The organism is Mesorhizobium sp. M1A.F.Ca.IN.020.06.1.1 (assembly GCF_004023265.1).
Lineage (GTDB): Bacteria > Pseudomonadota > Alphaproteobacteria > Rhizobiales > Rhizobiaceae > Mesorhizobium.
The window spans coordinates 1-1838 of record NZ_RZSR01001091.1 but is presented as its reverse complement, the minus strand read 5'-3'; the positions used below and the strand labels follow the sequence as shown (position 1 = coordinate 1838).

General features: G+C 63.8%; 2 protein-coding genes and 1 pseudogene. All 3 read left to right on the top strand.

Annotated features, from left to right (window positions below; genetic code table 11):
* Positions 1-151: 151 nt before the first annotated feature.
* A complete protein-coding gene (locus tag EOA60_RS31260; protein WP_095800952.1) occupies positions 152-481 on the top strand; it encodes a hypothetical protein in 330 nt (109 codons plus the stop codon).
* Positions 482-565: 84 nt separating this feature from the next.
* The gene (locus EOA60_RS31255) at positions 566-1462 is read left to right on the top strand and encodes a glutamine amidotransferase family protein (protein WP_095823864.1); all 897 of its coding nucleotides are present in this window, start codon (positions 566-568) and stop codon (positions 1460-1462) included.
* A 4-nt stretch (positions 1463-1466) separates the two neighbouring features.
* Positions 1467-1838, top strand: a pseudogene (locus tag EOA60_RS31250) (protein GlxC); the annotation flags it as partial.

Sequence of the window (1838 nt, the reverse complement as noted above, 5' to 3'; positions counted from 1 at the left end):
GGCTGCTGGCCCAGGCCGATCGCGCGCGCTACGGTGTGTTCCGGCAAGCTGCTTTCGGCGACGCGAGGCTCGATCCGACATTGATCGAAAAACTGCTCGAAGCCGCATCCTCGATTCGCGACGCGATCAACCAGTGCGAAAGGCAGGCCGCATGAGCAACGCCACCGAACCCGCCGCCCGGCCTTCGAACCCTTATCTTGTGCTGGCCTCCGCGATCGCTCTGCCGGGCAGCGGACATGTCATGCTCGGCTTGCCGGCGCGGGGCCTGCAGTTCCTGTTCTTCATGGTGATCCTCGGCTGGGTCACGACCAAGGTGGCGCCGGCGGATGCCAGCTTCATCGGTCGCCATGCCGGCGGGTTCCTGATCTATGCTCTGTCGATCCTCGATGCCTACAGGATAGCGCGGGTCCGCCACGCGATATGGGCCCACGGCCATCCCGACGGCGACAACGCTACAGGCGGCGCGAGAACGGAAATATAATCAGAGGAAAATTTCTTTCATGCCATTGAATTCGCGGATTTCATTCGGTACACCATCTGGAAGCCACAAACGTCGGAGGCTGACATGTGCGGAATCGTCGGACTTTTCCTCAAGGACAAGACGCTGGAGCCGAATCTCGGCGCGATGCTGTCGGAGATGCTTATCTCGCTCAGCGACCGCGGTCCGGACAGCGCCGGCATCGCCATCTATGGCGCGGCGACCGGCAATGAGGCTAAGATCACCGTGCAGTCGCCGAAGCCCGAGCGCGATTTCCGCGGCCTCGACATCGAGCTCGCCAAGGCGGTCGGCGCGCCGGTGAGCGTCGCGGTGAAGTCGACGCATGCGGTTATCCGCACCACGCCCGACAAGGTCGACGCCGCGCGTGAGGCGCTGCAGTCGCTTCGGCCCGATATCCGCATCATGGGCGCCGGCGAAGCGGTCGAGATCTACAAGGAAGTCGGCCTGCCGGCGGCCGTCGTCGATCGCTTCGACGTGCGCTCGATGACCGGCACGCATGGTATCGGCCATACCCGCATGGCGACGGAATCGGCGGTCACTACGATGGGCGCGCATCCCTTCTCGACCGGCGCCGACCAGTGCCTGGTGCACAACGGTTCGCTCTCCAACCACAACAATGTCCGCCGCGAGCTGGTGCGGGAAGGTATGACCTTCGAGACGGAGAATGATACGGAAGTGGCGGCCGCCTATCTCTCCAACAGGATGGCGCATGGCAAGAATCTCGGCGAAGCGCTCGAAGGCACGCTCTCCGACCTCGACGGCTTTTTCACCTTCGTCGTCGGGACCAAGAACGGCTTCGGCGTTGTGCGCGATCCGATCGCCTGCAAGCCGGCCGTGATGGCCGAGACCGACCAGTATGTCGCGTTTGGCTCGGAATATCGCGCGCTCACCAAATTGCCCGGCATAGACAATGCGAGGGTCTGGGAGCCGGAGCCCGCAACGGTCTATTTCTGGGAGCATTGAGTTCATGCCTGCAACACCCATGCCGAAGGCGCAGCGCGAGCAAGGCCATGCGAGGGTCTTCGACCTTGCGGAACAGTCGCTGCGCGAGCTGAACCAGGCGCTTCATCAGCTGACCCCCGGCTCGAACGAGACCGCTTGGGAAGTGCTCAACCCGAAAGGCAGCCATTCGGTCGCCGTCGGCGTCGACCAGCCGATCAGCATCGATGTGCGCGGCAGCGTCGGCTATTACTGCGCCGGCATGAATGATGGTGCCGCGATCACCGTGCATGGCTCGGCCGGCCCCGGCGTCGGCGAGAACATGATGTCCGGCTCGATCGTGGTCAAAGGCGATGCCAGCCAGTATGCCGGCGCCACCGGCCGTGGCGGCCTCTTGGTC

Excerpts from the sequence above, each read along its gene's own strand:
- EOA60_RS31260 (WP_095800952.1), top strand. The coding sequence starts at position 152 with ATGAGCAACGCCACCGAACCCGCCGCCCGGCCTTCGAACCCTTATCTT.
- EOA60_RS31255 (WP_095823864.1), top strand. The coding sequence starts at position 566 with ATGTGCGGAATCGTCGGACTTTTCCTCAAGGACAAGACGCTGGAGCCG.